We start from the raw sequence: 14,110 nt of genomic DNA on the forward strand, positions 1-14,110 counted from the left end.
GCGTTACCGCTCGATCTGCCGGTTCCACCGCGTATCCCACTGCGCACGGCGCGCGTTGATCGCGGTCCAGTCGACCACGGTCACCTTGCGCACCAGGTCGTCGACGTTGCCGAGACTCTGCTGCATCGCGGCCGGCATCTTCGCGAGACGGTTGGTCGGGATCTGCTTGCCGGCCTCGGCCGCCTTCGTTTGCGCGGGCGCGGACAACAGGAACTGAGCGAGCTTCTGCGCGAGTTGCGGGTCGGGATTGTTCGCGACCACGCACAGGTCGACGAGCAGCAGCACCGGACCTTCCTTCGGGTTCGCATACGCGACCGGGATGCCCTTGTCCTGCAGGTCGCCGACGCCGGTCGGCGTCAGCGGGAACAGGCCGGCCTCGCCGGTCTGCACCATCTCCGAGATCTTCGCCGAGTTCGGGATGTACTCGACGACGTTCGGCCCGACCGTGCTCGCCCACTTGCCGAAGCCGGGCTCGACGTTCTGTTCGTTGCCGCCGAGCAGCCGGTTGATCGCGAGGAAGCCGTGCAGCCCGAACGTGCTGCTCGACGCCGACTGGAACACGACCTTGCCCTTGTATTTCGGGTCGGCGAAATCCATCCACGACGTCGGCGGCGCCCAGCCTTTCTCGGCGAACAGCTTCTTGTTGTAGGCGATGCCGGTCATCCCGAGCTGCACGCCCGCGCCGACGTCGTCCTTCATCCGCGCGAACGGGTACAGCTCCTTCAGCACCGGCGAATCGTCGAGCTTCTGGCACACGCCAAGGCTCACCGCGCGCGCCATCACGCCGTCGTCGAGGAACGCGACGTGGATCTGCGGCTTGTTGCGGTTCGCGAGCAGCTTCGCGAGCACGTCCGACGACGTGCCGGGCACGATCACCACCTTTACGTTGTTCGCCTTCTCGAAGTCGGGCAGCACCTGGCTCGTATAGGCCTTTTCCATCGGGCCGCCGTTCATGCCGACGTAGATCGTCTTCGTTTGCGCGCACGCGGGCGCGCCGACGCCTGCGATGCAGAGGGCGGCGGCGGCCGCGATCGTTCCGAGCAGTTTCATCTTTGTGTTTCCTCTTGACGGAAAGGGGCGGCCGGCATGGCTTGGGGGAAGAAGCGGCCGATCGAGAATGCATCGAGTGGCGTGGCGGTTTCGCCGGTGGTGACGAGATCGGCGAGCACGTCGCCGACGCCCGGCGCGAGCAGGAAGCCGCCGCCGGAAAAGCCGAACGCATGCAGCAGGTTCGGCGTGGTACGGCTCGCGCCGATGATCGGGTTGTGGTCGGGCGTACAGCCTTCGACGCCGCTCCACGTGCGGATCAGCAGCGCGTCGCGCAATGCGGGCAGCAATGCGCAGGCGTCGCGCATCACCGCGCGCGTCGTGTCGACCGACGGCTGGCCGAACTCGCCGTCGCCGCGGCCGCGGCCGCCGCCGATCACGCAGTTGCCGCGCGCGACCTGACGCGCGTACACGCCGCCGCCATACACACCGAGGTTGTGCGCGATGAACGGCGGTAGCGGCTCGGTCACCCACATGTTCGGGTAGATCGGCTCCATCGGTACGGCCTCGCCAAAGCGTTCGGCGATCGTGTTCGCCCATGCGCCGGCCGAATTGATCAGCCACGTCGCGGTGTGCGCGCGACCGCCCGCCTGCAAGTGAAAACGTGCGCCATCGTGATGAACCGCGTCGACGGGCGTGTGCTCGAACACGTCCGCGCCCGCTGCGCGGGCCGCGCGCGCGAACGCGGGCGACACGAGGCGCGGGTTCGCATGGCCGTCGGTCTCGCACAGCGAGCCGCCGAGCGCCGCGCGGCCGAGCCACGGGTAGCGGCGGCGGAACGCGTCGCCGCGCATTACCTGCAGCGGCAAGCCGTGTTCGCCGGCGAGCACGGCGTATGCGTCGAGCGCGTCGAGATCGGCATCGCTGCGCGCGAGCCGCAAGTGGCCGGACACGACGAATTCGCCGTCGATGCCGATCAGTTCGGGCAGGTGATTCCAGATGCGCCGCGCCCGCAGCGCGAGCGGCAATTGCTCGGCCGGGCGGCCCTGGCAGCGCACGCCGCCGTAGTTCACGCCGCTCGCCTGCGCGCCGCAGTCGCGCCGCTCGAACAGCCCGACGCGCAGTCCGCGGTGCGTGAGCGCAAGTGCGGCCGACGCGCCGACGAGGCCGCCGCCGACGATCGCGACGTCGTAATGCCGGATCTCACTCATCGCGGGCCTCGTCGGGAATCGCCGCGACGTCGTCGCCCGCGAGCGCGGCCGAGATCGGGAACGGCTTCACGGGTGGTTGCGCACGCAACCGCCCGACGTCGGCGAGCGGCCGGCCGGTTTCGGCGGCCAGCACGAGCGCGGCCGCGTCGCCGCACATGCGGCCCTGGCAGCGGCCCATGCCGACGCGGGTCAGCGCCTTCAGCCGGTTCAATTCGGTCGCCGCGCCTTCGCGCACGCAGCGGCGCAGCGTGCCCGCGTCGATCTCCTCGCAGCGGCACACGATCGTGTCGTCGGGGCAGCGGGCAACCTGTTCGGCCGGCGGCGCGAACGCCGCCTCGAGGCCCGCGCGGAATGCGCCGATGCGGGCGAGCGTGCGCTCGAGCGCCGCCGCGTCGGGCTGGCCGGGCGGCGAGCGCGATGCGACGCCGGCATCGTCGAGCAGCGCGAGCGCCGCACGCCGGCCCGACGCTTCGGCCGCGTCGGCGCCTGCGATGCCCGCGCCGTCGCCGGCGACGTAGACGCCACGTACCGACGTGCGACCGGCCGCGTCGCGTTCGGGCAGCCACGCGCGATTGAGCGGGTCGAATTCGAACCGGCAGCCGGCGAGATCGGCGAGCTGCGTTTCGGCGCGCAGGCCGAAGCCGAGGCCGAGCGCATCGCAGTCGAGCACGCGCGGTGGCGTGGGCTGCGCGTCGTCTCCGGCGGCGCGCCATGCGAGCCCCGTCACGTGCTGGTCGCCGAGCACGCGTTCGAACGTGACACCCGTTTCGATCGCGACACCATGCGCACGCAGCCAGCCGTTGTAGTAGAGCCCTTTCGCGAAGATCGACGGCATGCGCAGCAGCGCGGGCGCGGCGGCGGCCTGGCGGCGCAGCGGGCTCGTGTCGAGTACGGCCGCGACGTGTGCGCCGGCCTTCGCATACTGGTAAGCGACGAGGTAAAGCAGCGGCCCGGTGCCCGCGAACACGATGCGTCGGCCGATCGCGCAGCCCTGCGCCTTCAGCGCGACCTGCGCGCCGCCGAGCGTATAGACGCCCGCGAGCGTCCAGCCGGGCACGGGCAGCATGCGGTCGGTCGCGCCGCTCGCGACGATCAGGTGCGAGTACGGCACCGTCACTTCGCGGCCGTCCTGCAGCGTGTCGACGCGGCCCGCGCCGCACGACCACGCCAGCGTGTTCGGCCGATAGTCGATGTGCGGCAGCAGCGCGGCCATCGTCCGGTGCACCGCGTCGGCCTTCGCGGCCTCGAAGCCGTACAGCGTGCGCTTGCCGCGCACGAACGCGGCGTCGGCCGGCGGTTGACGATAGATCTGTCCGCCCCAGCGCGCGTTCTCGTCGATCACGACCGGGCGCAGCCCGGCGTCGACGAGTGCCTCGGCCGCGCGCACGCCGGCCGGCCCCGCGCCGACGATCACCGGTTGCAGTGCGGCGCTCACGATGCGTCTCCGGTCGCGGCCGGCCGGGCGGCCGTGAGAATCCGCATGCCGTCGGCGATCGGCGTCGAGCACGCGCGCACGCGTGCGCCGGCTTCGGTGCGCACCCAGCAATCCTGGCATGCGCCGATCAGGCAGAAGCCCGCGCGCGGCAGGCCGCTGAATTCGCTGGTACGCACGCGGCGCTGCGCGACGAGGATCGCGGTGAGCACGGTGTCGCCGGCAAGCGCGTGCGCAGGCCGGCCGTCGAGCATGAACGCGACGGCGGCGCGCTCGCGTTCGGCGACGCGCACGAACTGCGCGCCGTCGTCCGCGATGCCGGGGGAACGGGAAACGGGAGTCGTCATCAATGTTGGCCGATCAGGATGCGGTTCAGGCCGTACACGCGATCGAGCAGCAGCATCGCGCCGGCGGTGATGAAGATGACGAGCGCCGATACCGACGCCATCATCGGATCGATCGATTCGGTCGCGTACATGTACATGCGTACGGGCAGCGTGACCGTCTGCGGCGACGTGACGAAGATCGACATCGTCAGCTCGTCGAAGCTGTTGATGAACGCGAGCAGCCAGCCGCCGGTGATGCCCGGCACGATCATCGGCAGCGTGATCCGGCGGAACGTCGTCCACGGGTCCGCGCCGAGCGAGCACGCGGCCTGCTCGATGCTGCGGTCGAGGCCCGCGACGGACGCGAGCACGAGCCGCATCACGAACGGCGTGATGACGATCATGTGCGCGAGCACCAGCCACGCGAACGAGCCGGTCGCGCCGATCAGCGCGAAGAAGCGCAGCAGCGCGATGCCGAGCACGAGACCGGGAATCACGAGCGGCGACAGCAGCAGCCCGTTCAGGAATGCGCGGCCGGGAAACGTCGCGCGGCCGATCGCGAGGCCGGCCGGCAACGCGATCGCGAGCGACAGTGTTGCCGACGCGAACGCGAGCTTCACGCTGTTGACGAACGCGGTGACGAAGTCGGGATAGTCGAGGATCGCGCGGAACCAGCGCAGCGACACGCCGCGGGTCGGCAGCGTCAGCGTTTCGCTGGGCGTGAACGCGACCAGCACGACGATCGCGAGCGGCGCGAGCACGAACAGGATCACGAGCGTGTGGAAGGCAAGGGCGAAGGGGCCGTTCTTTCTCATCGCGATGCGCCTCCGAGGCTGCGCGCGTAGCGGCGTTCGAGCACGCGGTAGTAGGTGAGCATCACGACGAGGTTCGCGGCGAGCAGCAGCACCGCGATCGTCGCGCCGAGCGGCCAGTTCAGCGAGCCGAGGAATTCGTCGTAGACGGCCGTGGCCGCGACCTTCAGCCGGCGTCCGCCGAGCAGGCCCGGAATCGCGAACGCGCTCGCCGACAGCCCGAACACCATCAGGCTGCCCGACAGCACGCCGGGCATCAGTTGCGGCACGACGATGCGGCGCAGCGTCGTGAACGGCGACGCGCCGAGCGACAGTGCCGCGTGTTCGGTCTGCGGATCGAGCCGCTGCAGCGCGGTCCACACGGGAATCACCATGAACGGCAGCATCACGTGCACCAGCGCGACCACGATCGCGAACGTCGTGTATTCGAGCTTGTACGGCCCGAGCCCGACGAGCCCGAGCGCCTGGTTCACGAGGCCGCTCGTGTTCAGCAGCATGCTCCAGCCGAACGCGCGCACGACCACCGACACGAGCAGCGGCGCGAGGATCGCGAGCAGGAACAGCGAACGCCACGGGTCGCGCATCTTCGACAGCACGTACGCTTCCGGCGTGCCGATCGCGACGCAGATCGCGGTCGTCAGCGCGGCGATGCCGAACGTGCGCGCGAAGATCGTGTGGAAGTACGACGAGCCGAGCACTTCCGCGTAGTTGCCGAACTGGAACGCGGCGATCGGGCCGGTGGCCGGGTCGAACCGGTAGAACGTCAGCACGAACGTCATCGCGAGCGGCGCGAGCACGAGCGCGGCGAACAGCGCGAAGGCCGGCGCGCACATCAGCCACAGCGGCGCGTGGGCGCGCCAGCTCGCACGCGGCGCGTTACCGCCGACGGTGCGGAGCGATACCGCATCGGCGGCGGCCGGGGCGGCCGCGAGCCCGGCCGGCGCGCCGTCGGTCGAGAGCGGGCGGGAAGGCTGTCCCATTCAGGCCTCCCGGCGCATCACGCGCACGGCGTCGCTGTGCCAGTCGATGCCGACCGGCGCGCCTTCCTCGAGCGGCTCCGCGCCTTCGTTCTGGCAGCACACGAGCACTTCGCCGAGCGCGCTGTCGACGCGGTACAGCCACTGGCTGCCGAGGAAGAAGCGGCTCGTGACGGTCGCGGCGAAGCGGCCGGCGTCGGGCGCGCACAGCCGCAGCTTCTCGGGGCGGATGCAGACCGACACCGCGTCGCCCACGCGCACGTCGCGTTCGCGTGGCGGCAGGTGCGCGGTGCGGCCGGTCTCGGCGAGATCGTGTCCGAGGTCGATGCGGATCGCGTCGCCGTCGTGTGCGACGATCGTGCCGGGCAGCAGGTTCGCCTTGCCGATGAACTGCGACACGAAATGATTCTCCGGGCGTTCGTACGCGCGGTACGGCGTATCGGTCTGCGTGATGCGGCCGGCTTCCATTACGACCACGCGGTCGCTGATCGACAGCGCTTCCGACTGATCATGCGTGACCATGATCGTCGTCGTGCCGATCTTGCGCTGGATCGCGCGCAGCTCGAACTGCATGTCCTCGCGCAGCTTCGCGTCGAGGTTCGACATCGGTTCGTCGAGCAGCAGCACCGGCGGCTCGATCACGACCGCACGCGCGATCGCCACGCGCTGCCGTTGGCCGCCCGACAGCTCGCGCGGAAAGCGGTGTGCGAGCGCGTCGAGGCGCACGAGCGCGAGCGCCGCGCGGATGCGCTCCGTGCGCTCGGCCTTGTCGACGCCGCGCATGTCGAGGCCGAAGCCGACGTTCTCCGCGACGCTCATGTGCGGAAACAGCGCATAGCTCTGGAACACGATGCCGAGCCCACGGCGGTTCGGCTTCAGGTGCGTGATGTCCTGCCCGTCGAGCGCGATGCGGCCGCGCGTGACGTCGACGAAGCCGGCGATCATCTGCAGCGTGGTGGTCTTGCCACAGCCGGACGGCCCGAGCAGCGACACGAATTCGCCTTGTTCGACCGACAGGTTGACGCCCGCGACGGCGGTGAGTTCGCCGAAGGTTTTCGTCAGATCCGTAAGCGTGAGAAACGACATGGGGAGCTCCGGGTTCGCACACCGCATGGCCGGTGCGCCGATGACGCGGACTCTAGCCAGCCATATTTGGGAGCGTCAATTTCGAATTCTGCTGAACGGGATGAATTTCTGAAAAATTCCATTGAATGGAACGAATGCGAAAATCGCCTGCGAATCATTCCGGTGGGTGAGGGGCGGCCGAGCCGCAAAACGTGCGCGTCAATCCCGTGCACACCCGGATGCCCGCGGATTTTCGACCGGACGACAATGGCGGCTAGCGTATTCCGTTCAATGAAATCGTCGAGGAGAGCCGGCATGCAGGAACCCCATTCGACCGGAACGTCGCCGGCAGCCCGGACGCCGCGCCCGGACGAGGACGCCGTCGACCCGGCCGATGCGGCCGGCGCGCCGGGCACCGGCATGCTGCAGCGTGCGTTCGCGATCCTGCGCGCGCTGGCCGGCATGCAGCAGGACGGCGTGCGCGTCACGCATCTGGCGAAAGCCGTCGGCCTCACGCAGGGCACCGCGCACCGGATCCTGCAATCGTTGATCGCCGAAGGGATGGTCGAACAGGACGAGCAGTCGAAGCTGTACCGGCTGAGCGTCGACTTCTTCGCGCTCGCCGCGCTGGCCGGCAACCCGAGCAGCATGCGCACGCTGTGCCGGCCCGCGCTGCTGCGACTGTGCGCGAGCCTCGGCGAAACCATCTTCCTGCTCGTGAAGAGCGGCTTCGACGCCGTGTGTCTCGACCTGTGCGAAGGGCCGTTTCCGATCCGCTCGTTTACCGGCGACATCGGCGGGCGCATCGCGCTCGGTGTCGGGCAGGGCAGCCTCGCGATCCTCGCGTTCCTGCCCGAGGCCGAACGCGAGGAGGTGATCCGCTTCAACGTGCCGCGCATCCGCGGCTACGGCGTGCTCGACGAGGTGTATCTGCGCACCGAGATCGAACGCGTGCGGCAACTCGGCTACGCGGGCCGCAACAGCGGCGTGCTCGACGGGATGGCCGGCGTCGCGGTGCCGATCCTCGATCGCACCGGCTATCCGGTCGGCGCGCTGAGCGTCGGCACGCTCGCGTCGCGGCTCGGTGACGATCGGATGCCGATGGTCGTCGAACTGCTGCGGCGGCAGGCCGATGCGATCGGGCCGCGCACCAATCCGTTCGACGCCGCGTTGCGGCGGCCGATGCACGGGTTATCGGGGAAAACCATCTAGCGCGCGTCGCGCGTTGCCGTTTCATCGGCTTACTCGAGCAAACCATTCACGTCCGATCGACGCGCGCAGGGTCCAGCGGACCTGCGCGCTTTTGTTTTTTAGCGGCGTCGCTGCGCACCCTGAATGACGTTTTTCGAGGGTTATACGACCTTTGAGCCCTCTACCTCCCGCTCCATACTTCACGTGAACGATCGAGCCGGAACAAGCACGCAACCACCATCGCGTGTCGCGTATCCGGCCTGGTCACTCACCACATGAAAAGGAACGGAAGATGCGACTCAAGGGTAAATCGGCGCTGATCACGGGCGGCACCAGCGGCATCGGTCTGGCCACCGCGAAGCTGTTCATTGCAGAAGGCGCGCGCGTCGCCGTGACGGGGCGCGACGAGGCGGTATTCCAGCGCGTGAGGGCAGCGCTCGGCGAGCGTGCGGTCGTGCTCAAGGGCGACGTACGGTCGCTCGACGACATGCGCGCGATTGCCGCCGAGGTCGACGAGACGTTCGACGGCCTGGACGTCGTGTTCGCCAACGCGGGCTGGGCTTTCCCGTCCGCCGTCAACGACATCGACGACACGCTCTACAACGACATCATGGACGTCAACGTCAAGGGCGTGGTGGTCACGCTTCAAGCAGCGCTGCCGTACTTGCGCGAAGGTTCGTCGGTGGTCCTCAATACCTCGTTCGTCGATCAGACCGGCAAGCATGGCATCTCGTTGACCGCGGCGGCGAAGGCCGCCGTGCGATCGCTGGCCCGCAGCTGGTCGTACGAATTTCTCGACCGGAAAATCCGGTTCAACGCGATCGCGCCAGGCCCGATCGATACGCCGCTGCTCTCCAGGTGGGGCAAGCCCGACGAATGGGTGCGCGAGCGCAAGGCCGAATTCGCGGAAGCGAATCCGGCGGGCCGCATGGGCACGGCCGACGATATCGCGTACGCGGTGCTTTATCTCGCCAGCGACGAATCGTCGTACGTCGTCGGCACTGAACTGGTCGTCGATGGCGGTGCGTCGCAGCTTTAAGCCGGCGCGTCACGCTTCCCGAGCCCGGCACGCCATCCCGGCTCATCCCCATCCCGATTTCACGTCCGCCACGCCGTTCGCGGTGGCGGTTATTCGATCCGGCCCGGCGGGGTTGCACTCGCCCATGGGCCGAAGTGCAAGGAGCAATCATCTTGACCGACAGTAGCGATAACCATGTGTCCGCCGGACAACTCACGCGGGCAGGCCGTTCGCGCCGCGATGTCCTGAAGTTCGGCTGCGCCGCCACGCTCGGCGCCGTGTTGGGCGGCGGCGCGTTGCTCGGGCACGCGACGCCTGCGCCGGCGCAAACGAGCCGCGCAGGGCTGCTCGCGCCGAACGCGCCGCTCGACATCCTGATCGTCAACTACGACGGCGGCACGCTGCTCGACTTCGCGGGCCCCAGCGAGATTTTCCACCGGCTGCCGAATACGAACGTTCGCTACGCGAGCCTCGATGGCGGCAACGTGACGCTCGAATTCGGCGTCGTGTACGGCAAGACCGAACGGCTGGCCGATATCGACAAGACCGACGTGATCCTCGTGCCGGGCGGCTCCGATTTGTCGGCGCCGATGCGGCCGGCGTATCAGGCGCAGATCCGGCGTCTCGCGGAAAGCGCGAAACACGTGACGTCGGTGTGCAACGGCTCGCTCGTGCTCGCCGCGACGGGCGTGCTCAACGGCAAGCGCAGCGCGTGCCATTGGGCGTTCGTCAACAAGCTGGCCGAATACGGCGCGATTCCCGTTCCCGAACGCTTCGTCGAAGACGACAATGGCCGCTTCATGAGCGGCGGCGGCGTGACGGCGGGCATCGACTTCGCGCTGCGCGTGGCGTCGAAGCTGCGCGGCCGGCAGGCGGCCGAGTACACGCAGCTCGTCGTCGAATACGATCCCGACCCGCCGTTCCACTCCGGTCATCCGAGAGATGCACGACCCGAACTCGTCGCGTTGGTCGACAAGAAGCTGCCCGGCGCATCAAAGGGACTCGCACGCGTTCCCGGCGTCCGCTGACACGCTTGCCGGCGACGCGTGCAGCGTCGCCGCCTCTTCAATTCAAACCCGATTCGGAAATCATTCGATGCGACAGATTCATCTTTGTACGGCTGCGCTTGCAGCGTGCGTGTCCTTTTTTGCATTCACGGCGCCGGCTGTCGCCGGTGGCGCGCAACGCCTGCCCGAAGCGGCCATCAAGGCCGAAAACGCGCGATGGGCGGATGCCTTTGCGCGAGGCGACTACGACGCGATCGGCCGCCTCTATACCGACGACGGCACGCTCTTGCCGCCGGGGGGCGACAAAGTCACCGGGCACCGCGCGATCACCGACTACTTCATCAACGGATATGCGGGATCGAAGCCCGGCACCGTATCGTTCAGCAACTATGAGTTCTACGGTAACGACCGGGTCGTGACGGAGGTATCGGATGCGGAGGTTCGCGATCACGACGGAAAGCTCAAGGTCCGCGCGAAGCAGACGCTCGTCTTCCTGAAGCAGGGCGGTACGTGGAAGCTGCATCGCGACATGTGGAACGCTTATCCGCCCGTCAAGGATTGACGACGGTTATCGACGTCCGGAGAAACGGCGCGTTGTGTACCCACGCGCCACTCACCCGTTGGCAAGACGTCAACCACGCGGCGCGCCGATCGGCAGGCGGTCGATCAGCGCGCTGCCTTCGACCTGCTCTCGCGTCGAACCGCTTGCGGCGGGTGTCCGAGCAGCTTGATGAAGGCTCGGCGCATCCGTTCCGGATCGGTGAAGCCGACCGCCAGCGCAATCTGCTCGATCGGTTCGCTGCCGCCCTGCAGGCGCAGCCTCGCGGCTTCGACGCGCAAGCGCTCGACGGCCCTCGCGGGTGTTTCACCGGTTTCCCGGCGAAAGGCGCGCCCGAACTGCCGCACACTCAAGCTCGCCGCATCGGCGAGCCGCTCGACCGGCAACGCCTCGGCAAGATGTTCGCGCGCGAAATTCAGCGCGATGCGGATGCGATCCGATTCCGGCTCCATCTGCGACATCGCGGAGAACTGCGACTGCCCGCCGGGCCGACGATACGGAACAACCAGCAGCCGCGAGACCTCGCGCGCAATCTCCGTGCTCATGTCGCGTTCGATCATGCCGAGCGCGAGATCGATGCCGGACGCGATGCCCGCCGACGTCCAGACGCGGCCGTCGACGACATAGATACTGTCGCCGTCGACCCGCGTGCGAGGGAAGCGCGACTGCAATTGCGCGGCGTAGCGCCAGTGCGTTGCCGCTCTCAACCCGTCGAGCGAGCCGGTTTCCGCAAGCAGAAATGCGCCCGTACACACGCTGGCGACGCGCGACGCCTTGGCGGCCAGTTTGCTGGCTGCGGCGATATTGTCCGATGTCTGCATCGGCGCGATATCGCCGCCGACGAACACGACGGTGTCGAACGCACGCCTTCCGACCGGCTTCGTGTCGATCGAAAGGCCGGTATTGCCGGGAATCGGGCCGCCGGACGGCGAGATGACGTGAAGATCGTAGGGCGTGTGGCCGGCGGCCGTGGCGACTTGATTGAAGGCCGACAATGGGCCGCCAAGATCGAGCGCATCATAGCCGCGGCAAACGAAGAATCCAATTCGATGCATGACGAAGCAATTGATCGATAACCCCGGAATGGCGGATTTTACCGGGGGCCCCTCGAAATGTGTCGTTTGACGCGAAACGAGGGAAAAACGTCGTTTACGCCGTCATCAATCAACTGTATTCGTTTGCGTCGCATCGATGCGATGCCGACAGAAAGCGACGCTCAGCGACGGTAGATGAACTCCAGATCGGTCGATTCGCCGACCTTGAAATCGTACGTACCGACACGCTTGAAGCCTGCCTTCTCGTAGAACGCGATGGCCTTCGCATTGCCCGACCACACGCCCAGCCATACCGGGCCGGGGCGCGTCGCGGCGAGATACGCGAGCGCGGTGTCGAACAACGCGCGTCCGGCGCCGGTGCCCTGCGTGCCGCGGCGCAGGTAGATCTGATGGATCTCGCCCGAACCGTCCGCGACTTCCGGGTGCGGCAGTTTGCACGGCCCCGCGTGCGCATACCCGACCAGCGTGCCGTCGTCGCCTTCCGCGACCCACGTGCGGCACCGCGGGTCGCCGAGCTGCCCGGTGATCGCGGCCACCGAGTAGGTACGGGCTTCGTACTCGGCCAGATCGTCCGGCGGGTAGTCGATGCCGAATCCGTCCTGCAGAAAGGTTTCGCGAAACGTATCGCGCTTCAATTCGGCAAGCGGGACGGCATCGGCCAGGGTCGCAACGCGGATCAACATTGAGCTTTTCTCGGTTCGGTGTCGGGCCGTCAGTTTATCGCGGGCGATGTCGGGCAGACGCGTCGTCACGTGCTAACCGGCGACCTTGCAGTCGGACGCGCGACGATCTCGTTCATGGGGACATTCGCAGGTTGCGCGATCGCTTCCGGTTCGAGCAGCGATGCTGCGCATGGTCGCGCAGTCGGCATCACGATTCGGCGGGAAAGCGCCGATTTTGCAGCGCAGCGAAACGCGGCGACGCTTACCCCTGCCGCGCACGCGGAACCAGCCGAAACCGCCGGTGCGGCAATCATGCGGATGCCGATGGTTGACCGCCGTCGGACATGCTAGGATTTCCGTCAAACAACTCCGGAGACTGCGATGCCGTTCATCTGCGAAAACGTCGAATGTCGTGCCGTGCTGGCTCGCGGACAGGTCAGGCACCATCAGGAGGGGGCGGGCTGGTGCTTCTACTGCCCGGACTGCAACACCCGAAACGAGTTGATGAATGTCGGCACGGTCAGCGGCCCCGTCGAGCTGGTTCAGCCGGAGCGGGCCAGCCCACCGCACAGGGTCGTCGCGACGGCCCGACCGCTGGATGACGGCCGATACGCGGCGCAATTGAGCGTCCAGCGGGCGCTCGCCGTGAAAGGCACCTACGCGGCCGAAGAGCACTGGGATCAGCTCGGCGTATTCGGCGACGCGCAGGAAGCCGTCGCGCATGCGAAGTCTTTCGCGACGGATTTGCTGCAGCGCGTGGCATAGTCGGCAGTGTCCGTGAACGAACAAGGGGCGTCGCGCATTCGTGCGCGACGCCCCTTTGCGATTTCCGCGCGCGTTCGTCAGTGGTCGACATCGAACGAGAAGGATGGCTTCCCGATCCGCTGAGACGTGCCGCTCTGAATCCGGCGTGCGAGAAAGCCGCGTAAGGTCACGCAGCCGGCGCCTGCACCGCGCGTGCCTGTTCGCGGGCCGCGACGAGTTCCCGGATCCGCGCACGGTCGGCCGGCGTGACCGGCGTGAAGATCACGAGGCTCAGGTCCGGGCTGCCGGTGACCGAGAACGCCGAGTATTCAAGCGCGATCCGGCCGGCTTGCGGATGGCGAATCTCCTTCGTGCCTTCGTCGTGCGTACGGATATCGTGGTCGCGCCACATCGCATCGAATTCGGCGCTCGTCGCGCGCATCTCGTCGACGAACGCCTGCACGCTCTGCGTCGCGCCGCTGCGCGCGACGTCCGCACGAAACGCGCCGACCGCGAACCGCGCGACGCGCTCCCAGTTAGGCTGCGCGTAACGGACACCCGCGTCGACGAAGATCAGCCGCAGGATGTTGCGCGCGGCTGGCGGCAGCGTCGCATAGTCGGTGAGCGTCGCGGCCGCCGCGTCATTCCACGCGGCGACGTCCCACGTCGCCGTGCGGACGATCGCGGGGCTCGCGTCGAGCGAATCGAGCACGTGCTGCAGGCGCGGCGTCACGCTGGCCGGCGCGTGATAGCGCACTTCGGGCGGATGGCCGACGCCGAGCAGGAACAGGTGTTCGCGTTCGGCGTCGTTGAGCATCAGCGCGCGGGCGAGCCGGTCGAGCACGTCGGCCGACGGTGCGCCGCCGCGGCCCTGTTCGAGCCACGTGTACCACGCGGCGCTCACGTGCGCGCGCTGCGCGACTTCCTCGCGCCGCAGGCCCGGCGTGCGGCGGCGCGTGGCCGGCAGCCCGAGCGCGGCCGGGTCGAGCTTCTCGCGGCGGTCCCGCAGGTACGCGCCGAGCAGGTTGTCGGAGGCGTCAGCCATATCCTGTTAGTTCGTTTAC

The 14,110-nt window shown here is 68.1% G+C and carries 16 protein-coding genes; 6 read left to right on the forward strand and 10 right to left on the reverse strand.

Annotation, left to right across the window (positions count from 1 at the left end; all coding sequences use genetic code 11):
- Positions 1-3: 3 nt before the first annotated feature.
- From GJG85_RS27435 to GJG85_RS27465, 7 genes are read right to left on the reverse strand one after another with little or no spacing between them, the layout of a single operon-like run.
- Complete coding sequence (locus GJG85_RS27435; RefSeq protein ID WP_089489045.1) at positions 4-1,050, reverse strand: ABC transporter substrate-binding protein; 1,047 nt, start codon at positions 1,048-1,050, stop codon at positions 4-6.
- Positions 1,047-2,198, reverse strand: a complete 1,152-nt coding sequence (locus GJG85_RS27440; RefSeq protein WP_050014434.1) for an FAD-binding oxidoreductase — start codon at positions 2,196-2,198, stop codon at positions 1,047-1,049. The genes GJG85_RS27435 and GJG85_RS27440 overlap by 4 nt, the downstream gene beginning before the upstream one ends.
- Complete coding sequence (locus tag GJG85_RS27445) at positions 2,191-3,633, reverse strand: NAD(P)/FAD-dependent oxidoreductase (protein WP_176015507.1); 1,443 nt, start codon at positions 3,631-3,633, stop codon at positions 2,191-2,193. Before GJG85_RS27445 ends, GJG85_RS27440 begins: the two co-directional genes overlap by 8 nt.
- Positions 3,630-3,977, reverse strand: a complete 348-nt coding sequence (locus GJG85_RS27450) for a (2Fe-2S)-binding protein (RefSeq protein ID WP_089489047.1) — start codon at positions 3,975-3,977, stop codon at positions 3,630-3,632. Before GJG85_RS27450 ends, GJG85_RS27445 begins: the two co-directional genes overlap by 4 nt.
- Entirely contained in the window at positions 3,977-4,771 is a 795-nt protein-coding gene (locus tag GJG85_RS27455) for an ABC transporter permease (RefSeq protein ID WP_050014437.1), read from the reverse strand. Before GJG85_RS27455 ends, GJG85_RS27450 begins: the two co-directional genes overlap by 1 nt.
- The gene (locus GJG85_RS27460; RefSeq protein WP_050014438.1) at positions 4,768-5,748 is read right to left on the reverse strand and encodes an ABC transporter permease; all 981 of its coding nucleotides are present in this window, start codon (positions 5,746-5,748) and stop codon (positions 4,768-4,770) included. Before GJG85_RS27460 ends, GJG85_RS27455 begins: the two co-directional genes overlap by 4 nt.
- Positions 5,749-6,831, reverse strand: coding sequence for an ABC transporter ATP-binding protein (locus GJG85_RS27465; RefSeq protein WP_050014439.1), 1,083 nt, complete (start codon positions 6,829-6,831; stop codon positions 5,749-5,751). It lies immediately after the preceding gene.
- Between the two features lie 294 nt (positions 6,832-7,125).
- Here GJG85_RS27465 and GJG85_RS27470 point away from each other — a divergent pair, with 294 nt between their 5' ends.
- The 4 genes from GJG85_RS27470 (at position 7,126) to GJG85_RS27485 (ending at position 10,588) form a co-directional block, all read left to right on the forward strand.
- Positions 7,126-8,022 carry an IclR family transcriptional regulator gene (locus tag GJG85_RS27470; RefSeq protein ID WP_050014441.1) on the forward strand — a complete coding sequence of 299 codons (897 nt, stop codon included), beginning with the start codon at positions 7,126-7,128 and terminating at the stop codon, positions 8,020-8,022.
- A 271-nt stretch (positions 8,023-8,293) separates the two neighbouring features.
- Positions 8,294-9,040, forward strand: a complete 747-nt coding sequence (locus tag GJG85_RS27475) for an SDR family oxidoreductase (RefSeq protein ID WP_050014443.1) — start codon at positions 8,294-8,296, stop codon at positions 9,038-9,040.
- Positions 9,041-9,192: 152 nt separating this feature from the next.
- Positions 9,193-10,047 carry a DJ-1/PfpI family protein gene (locus tag GJG85_RS27480; RefSeq protein ID WP_124638434.1) on the forward strand — a complete coding sequence of 285 codons (855 nt, stop codon included), beginning with the start codon at positions 9,193-9,195 and terminating at the stop codon, positions 10,045-10,047.
- A 67-nt stretch (positions 10,048-10,114) separates the two neighbouring features.
- Positions 10,115-10,588: a DUF4440 domain-containing protein gene (locus GJG85_RS27485; RefSeq protein ID WP_089489051.1), complete on the forward strand. Its 474-nt coding sequence runs from the start codon at positions 10,115-10,117 to the stop codon at positions 10,586-10,588.
- Positions 10,589-10,692: 104 nt separating this feature from the next.
- Here the strand turns inward: GJG85_RS27485 and GJG85_RS27490 are convergent, their stop codons facing one another.
- Positions 10,693-11,580 carry a helix-turn-helix domain-containing protein gene (locus GJG85_RS27490; protein WP_235356238.1) on the reverse strand — a complete coding sequence of 296 codons (888 nt, stop codon included), beginning with the start codon at positions 11,578-11,580 and terminating at the stop codon, positions 10,693-10,695.
- Between GJG85_RS27490 and GJG85_RS35080 the strand changes: the two genes are divergently transcribed.
- A complete protein-coding gene (locus GJG85_RS35080) occupies positions 11,524-11,661 on the forward strand; it encodes a hypothetical protein (RefSeq protein ID WP_235356241.1) in 138 nt (45 codons plus the stop codon). The two genes, GJG85_RS27490 and GJG85_RS35080, sit on opposite strands and share 57 nt — an antisense overlap.
- A gap of 140 nt (positions 11,662-11,801) precedes the next feature.
- Here the strand turns inward: GJG85_RS35080 and GJG85_RS27495 are convergent, their stop codons facing one another.
- On the reverse strand, positions 11,802-12,323 hold the full coding sequence (locus GJG85_RS27495) for a GNAT family N-acetyltransferase (RefSeq protein ID WP_050014447.1): 522 nt from the start codon (positions 12,321-12,323) through the stop codon (positions 11,802-11,804).
- A gap of 360 nt (positions 12,324-12,683) precedes the next feature.
- Here GJG85_RS27495 and GJG85_RS27500 point away from each other — a divergent pair, with 360 nt between their 5' ends.
- Positions 12,684-13,067 carry a hypothetical protein gene (locus tag GJG85_RS27500; RefSeq protein WP_050014449.1) on the forward strand — a complete coding sequence of 128 codons (384 nt, stop codon included), beginning with the start codon at positions 12,684-12,686 and terminating at the stop codon, positions 13,065-13,067.
- 166 nt (positions 13,068-13,233) lie between these two features.
- Here the strand turns inward: GJG85_RS27500 and GJG85_RS27505 are convergent, their stop codons facing one another.
- Positions 13,234-14,091, reverse strand: a complete 858-nt coding sequence (locus GJG85_RS27505; protein ID WP_050014450.1) for a helix-turn-helix transcriptional regulator — start codon at positions 14,089-14,091, stop codon at positions 13,234-13,236.
- Positions 14,092-14,110: the final 19 nt, after the last annotated feature.

It is taken from the genome of Burkholderia sp. MS389 (assembly GCF_016899425.1).
In the GTDB taxonomy this organism is placed as follows: domain Bacteria; phylum Pseudomonadota; class Gammaproteobacteria; order Burkholderiales; family Burkholderiaceae; genus Burkholderia; species Burkholderia sola.

Coding starts and splice junctions, on each gene's coding strand:
- GJG85_RS27435 (WP_089489045.1), bottom strand. CDS start 1,050: ATGAAACTGCTCGGAACGATCGCGGCCGCCGCCGCCCTCTGCATCGCA.
- GJG85_RS27440 (WP_050014434.1), bottom strand. CDS start 2,198: ATGAGTGAGATCCGGCATTACGACGTCGCGATCGTCGGCGGCGGCCTC.
- GJG85_RS27450 (WP_089489047.1), bottom strand. CDS start 3,977: ATGACGACTCCCGTTTCCCGTTCCCCCGGCATCGCGGACGACGGCGCG.
- GJG85_RS27455 (WP_050014437.1), bottom strand. CDS start 4,771: ATGAGAAAGAACGGCCCCTTCGCCCTTGCCTTCCACACGCTCGTGATC.
- GJG85_RS27460 (WP_050014438.1), bottom strand. CDS start 5,748: ATGGGACAGCCTTCCCGCCCGCTCTCGACCGACGGCGCGCCGGCCGGG.
- GJG85_RS27465 (WP_050014439.1), bottom strand. CDS start 6,831: ATGTCGTTTCTCACGCTTACGGATCTGACGAAAACCTTCGGCGAACTC.
- GJG85_RS27470 (WP_050014441.1), top strand. CDS start 7,126: ATGCAGGAACCCCATTCGACCGGAACGTCGCCGGCAGCCCGGACGCCG.
- GJG85_RS27475 (WP_050014443.1), top strand. CDS start 8,294: ATGCGACTCAAGGGTAAATCGGCGCTGATCACGGGCGGCACCAGCGGC.
- GJG85_RS27485 (WP_089489051.1), top strand. CDS start 10,115: ATGCGACAGATTCATCTTTGTACGGCTGCGCTTGCAGCGTGCGTGTCC.
- GJG85_RS27495 (WP_050014447.1), bottom strand. CDS start 12,323: ATGTTGATCCGCGTTGCGACCCTGGCCGATGCCGTCCCGCTTGCCGAA.
- GJG85_RS27500 (WP_050014449.1), top strand. CDS start 12,684: ATGCCGTTCATCTGCGAAAACGTCGAATGTCGTGCCGTGCTGGCTCGC.
- GJG85_RS27505 (WP_050014450.1), bottom strand. CDS start 14,091: ATGGCTGACGCCTCCGACAACCTGCTCGGCGCGTACCTGCGGGACCGC.